We start from the raw sequence: 5,292 nt of genomic DNA on the forward strand, positions 1-5,292 counted from the left end.
CAATTTAATACAGTTATATTTCTTTTTTAAGTTTATAATACCTTGAGTACATTATTCTCATTAAACTCAAGCATTTAAGACAGGAAACGGATCATTCATGGGCTTATCAAAATCTTTCCAGTTAGTACTTTTTGTTATTTTTGGTCTGTTATTATTTCGTATTTATGACCTTGAAAATAAAGAAATGCAACGCCAAGGCCATATTGCAATTGAAAATTACAAGCACCAAATCAATTCAATTACAGAATGGAATAGTGATGGACAGGCACTCTTTCAGCAATTAAGCGAAAATTTTAGCTTCCAATTTTTCCAATACATCCACAGTACTGACAGTGATAATAACTTTACCTATGGAACGTTAGCTAAAACTGACGCCGACTTTGAAGATAAAATTTTTTTTATCGAATTAGGTCATATTAATACGTTTGCTGACGCTCGCCTGCAAGTCCGGTTAAACACGAGTTCAGTTATCACCACAAGCTTTGTTAACCTTGAAAAAGCAGCGAGTCTGACCATTTTAGCGTATTTAGTTATTATGCTGAGTTTTGCGCTGTTAATGCATGTGCACCGCAGAGGGATAAAGTATGCATCTGATTACATCAGTAATATTTCTAGTCTGTCATTTCAAGCTGTAGAAACCTCAAGATTAAAAGGCTCGCTTAAACCCATAGGTATTGCTCTTGAAAAGAGCCGAGGCGAATTAAAAGCCAGCATCGACAGCTTTCATAACAAAAATGATACCCTTACCAAAGCCGCTTATCAGGATGCTGTCACCGGCTTTTCAACCCGAAGACGCTTTGACGATCAAATAAAATCTATTTCGAAATCAGATAAGCAGCAATTTGGCGTGCTTTGTATTGTTAAAGCTGCTGAACTTGCCAGTATAAACCAGTTGCAAGGACGTGAAGCTGGCGATGATTATTTAAATAAAATTGCGACTTGCATCAGAACAGCTGGCTCTAAGATGGGAGTCAATGAATTTTACCGGGTATCAAGCAGTGATTTTGCATTATTTATTCATGGTATTACGACAAAAGAGTCTGAGCGATTTTTAGATAACCTAAAAAGAAGCTTTGATGAATATGCCCAAACCATTGAACCCGATAATATTGCCAATGCCGGTTTAGTCCCTTTTGAAAACCAGTTTGACCCTCACGCGCTATTGGTGTTCGCGGATACCGCAGTCAGCATCGCGCAAACATCTGGCCTTAACAGATACCATATTCTTGAAAAATTCAATGGTAACGAACAATTAGGCGATAACCACTGGAAAGTAACCATCAATGACCTCATTAACCGCAAAGGGGTTAAGTTTTTTCAACAACCAATCTTACCTTGTAATAATCAAGTCGATGTTTATCGTGAGTTATTTGCCCGTTTCTTTAATAATGAAGGCTCCAATTTACCCACAGCCAGTGTGGTCGCAATGGCTGAACGTCATCGATTAAATATCGATTTGGATAAAATGCTCATCGTTCATTGCATACAATTACTCAGCACCAATCCAAGCCTTAAGGGTAATTTTGGCGTCAATATTAGTGCCTCATCTGCTACCCATGAAGTCTTTGTGTCTTGGTTAACAGATATTTTATCTAGCCACCGCAGTGTTGCTGCAAGATTAATCTTTGAAGTCAATGAATCAGGTATGCAGAAGAACTTAAATGCAAGCCAACGCTTCGTTAATGAGATGCACAAAGTTGGCGTTAAGGTTGCCATTCAACAATTTGGATTAGGTTTTTCATCTTTCAAATTCTTTAGGGAAGTAAAACCCGATTTTATCAAGCTTGACAGCAGTTATAGCGATAAGATTGATCAAAACAACAACAATAGATTCTTCATAAGAATGATTGTTGATATCTCCAAAAGAATTGGCATAAAAGTGGTCGCTACAGGCGTAGAAAAGCAAGAAGAGAAACTAACACTTGAAAAATTACTCGTTGATGGCTTACAAGGTTATTACATTGCCAGACCAGAAATTATCGCGAAAACAGATAAATAAATAACCAATGTAAGACCTTTATTCAAAAAAAGGGTTATTATTTACATAACCCTTTTTTTTATCCGTTGTTAAACCAGCCTAAACCTTAGATAATACTGCTAATCTCTTAAAGAACTCTCATATAGAAAAGTGTAGTAATGACAGACTATCTCTTACTGTTAATTGGCACAGTGCTAGTTAATAATTTTGTATTAGTAAAATTCCTTGGACTATGCCCTTTTATGGGGGTATCTAGCAAGTTAGCTTCTGCCATCGGTATGTCCATGGCAACAACTTTTGTACTCACATTAGCATCTATACTTAGCTACTTAACCAACGAATTTTTACTTGAGCCTTTTGGTATCACCTATCTAAAAACCATGAGCTTTATTTTGGTCATTGCTGTTGTGGTGCAATTTACTGAAATGTTAGTACAAAAAACCAGTGCCTCTTTACATAGGGCATTAGGGATTTATCTCCCGCTCATCACTACCAACTGCGCAGTACTCGGTGTCGCCCTACTTAACGTCAATGAAGATCATAACTTTATTCAATCTGCAGTATATGGTTTTGGTGCAGCGGTTGGATTTTCTTTAGTACTAGTATTGTTTTCAGCCATGCGCGAACGCTTGGCGGCGGCTGACGTGCCTTTACCTTTTAAAGGTGGTGCTATTGCCATGATTACCGCAGGCATAATGTCGCTTGCCTTTATGGGATTTGCGGGGCTAGTTAAATAATCATGTCTAGTATTGCAATCGCTGTCATTGTGCTAACCATCTTAGCCTTAATATTTGGCTTAATTCTTGGTTACGCTTCAATTAAATTTAAAGTCGAAGGAAACCCTATTGTCGATCAAGTAGAAGCCCTGTTGCCGCAAACCCAATGCGGTCAATGTGGCTATCCAGGCTGCCGACCATATGCTGAAGCTATTGCCAATGGTGATAACATAAATAAGTGCCCGCCTGGTGGCACTGCGACTATGGAGAAACTTGCGTCATTAATGGGAGTTGATCCAGAGCCATTAAACGAAGTAGCTCAGGAAACGGTTAAAAAAGTCGCCTACATCAGAGAAGATGAATGTATTGGTTGTACTAAATGTATTCAAGCCTGCCCAGTAGATGCCATTTTAGGCGCGGGTAAACTGATGCACACGGTTATTACTAAAGATTGTACCGGCTGTGATTTGTGTGTAGAGCCTTGTCCAGTTGACTGTATTGATATGATCCCAGTTGAACAAAACCTAAAGAACTGGGATTGGAAATTATCTTCTATCCCAGTCACGCTTATTGATATTGATCATGTTAAAAGCTCAAAAGCAGCTAAAGTAAACGATGTAAACGAGGAATCTCAGTGCTAACTTTATTAGAACAAATTGATAAAGGGACTTTATGGCATTCTCCAGGTGGAATACACCCTCCACAACTTAAGACTCTGTCTAATACTCAAGCTGTACGCCAATTACCCTTAGCAGCTCAATATAGAGTACCGCTGCCTCAAGTCGGTGATTGCGCTCGTTTAACAGTAAAAGTCGGCGAGCAGGTACTCAAAGGGCAAATGCTCACTGATGGTGAAGGCTTTATGTACCTTCCTGTACATGCGCCTACATCTGGTCAAATTATCAGTATTGAACAGCATGCAAGTAATCATGCCTCTGGTTTACCTTGTTTAACTTGCACCATTGCCGCTGATGGTCAAGATACTGCTGCGGTATTTTTGCCTGCGACATTGACAGAACTGAGTAACCAACAAGTTATTGAGAAAATTAAGCAAGCTGGCATCGCGGGTATGGGCGGCGCAACGTTTCCAAGTCATATAAAACTTAATCCAGCCAGTGAAATTGATCTTGTGATCATTAACGGTGTTGAGTGTGAACCTTATATCACCTCTGATGATGTGTTAATGCGTGAATACGCAACTGACATCATCAAAGGCATCGAAGTCATCGATTATTTGTTGAAACCTCAACGGATAATTATCGCTATCGAAGATAACAAATCACAAGCTGCTGCAGCGATGAAGACGGCGTTAGCAGGCTTTGAATCCTTAGCAAAAATGACTCGTATCACCATCATTCCAACTAAGTACCCCTCCGGTGGCGAAAAGCAGTTGATTCAAATTGTGACCGGTAAAGAAATACACACAGGTAGCATTCCGGCCCAGCAAGGTATTGTGGTGCACAATGTCGGCACCGCCTTTGCGATTCAAGATGCTGTGTTAAATGGTAAACCTCTGATTGAGAGATTAGTGACCATCACGGGTAATCAAGTATCACAACCAGGCAACTATTGGTTACCTATCGGTACACCGATCACCCATGCACTCAAGCAAACACAAACGCCAGTCAAAGACACTAATAACATAAGTGCTAAAGTCATCATCGGTGGTCCTATGATGGGTTATGCACTGCCCAATACTGATGTTCCAGTATTAAAAGGAACAAACTGCATATTGGTACCAAGCAGTGATGAAATCGCCCCTGATGTCGATGAAAAAGCCTGTATCCGCTGCGGAGAATGTGCTGTTGTCTGCCCAGCTCTGTTGTTACCGCAACAATTATTCTGGCATGCAAAAGCCCAGGAGTACGATAAGGCCGCTAGCTTTAATTTAAAAGATTGCATTGAATGCGGCTGTTGCAGTTATGTTTGCCCCAGTGATATTCCACTTGTTGAGTATTATCGCATTGCCAAATCAGCGCTTAAAAATGAAGCGGAAGAAAAATTCCAAGCTGAACAGGCTAAAATACGTTTTGAAGCCCGCTTGCAACGCCTTGAAGATGAAAAGCGTGCCCGCGAAGAAAAATCAAGACTCGCAGCAGAAAAACGTAAAGCTGCTATGGATAGCAGTAAAAAAGATGCTGTTGCAGAAGCAATGGCGCGTATTGCAGCCAAAAAGCAAGCGACGGCAACACCCGCTGCAGAAACCAATAACAATAGTGCCACTACAGATAAAAGTGCAGCAGTTAAAGCCGCTATTGCCCGAGCAAAAGCCAAGAAACTCGCCAGTGCAGTTCCAGCTGATGCTAATGACACGCCTGTAACTACTAGCACTGTTACTACTAGCAGTGAACCTAGCAACACAGCTACAGACAAAAAATCACAAATCGCCGCAGCAGTTGCACGTGCAAAAGCCAAAAAGCTCGCTGCAACAAGTGCAACTGATGATGTCTCAGCCTCTGTTCAAGCCGCTAACGAGCAAGTTGTTAGCGAAGTAACAGAAGTAACGTCAGAAGCAGTTGACGACAGAAAAGCGAAAATTGCGGCTGCCGTTGCACGAGCTAAAGCCAAAAAGCTCGCAGCAACAGCTGCAACAAGTGC

General features: G+C 40.8%; 4 protein-coding genes. All 4 read left to right on the plus strand.

Annotated features, from left to right (window positions below; translation table 11 throughout):
• Nucleotides 1–97: 97 nt before the first annotated feature.
• Nucleotides 98–1,999: a GGDEF domain-containing protein gene (locus BCU91_RS05690; protein ID WP_102531071.1), complete on the plus strand. Its 1,902-nt coding sequence runs from the start codon at nt 98–100 to the stop codon at nt 1,997–1,999.
• Between the two features lie 137 nt (nt 2,000–2,136).
• A complete protein-coding gene (gene rsxA / locus BCU91_RS05695; protein WP_076536414.1) occupies nt 2,137–2,715 on the plus strand; it encodes an electron transport complex subunit RsxA in 579 nt (192 codons plus the stop codon).
• 2 nt (nt 2,716–2,717) lie between these two features.
• Nucleotides 2,718–3,335, plus strand: a complete 618-nt coding sequence (rsxB, locus tag BCU91_RS05700; protein WP_102475526.1) for an electron transport complex subunit RsxB — start codon at nt 2,718–2,720, stop codon at nt 3,333–3,335.
• On the plus strand, nt 3,329–5,292 hold a 1,964-nt coding region (rsxC, locus tag BCU91_RS05705), incomplete at its 3' end, for an electron transport complex subunit RsxC (protein ID WP_102531072.1). The genes rsxB and rsxC, both read left to right, overlap by 7 nt.

This window comes from Shewanella sp. 10N.286.52.B9 (genome assembly GCF_002873635.1).
Classification (GTDB): Bacteria; Pseudomonadota; Gammaproteobacteria; order Enterobacterales; family Shewanellaceae; genus Shewanella.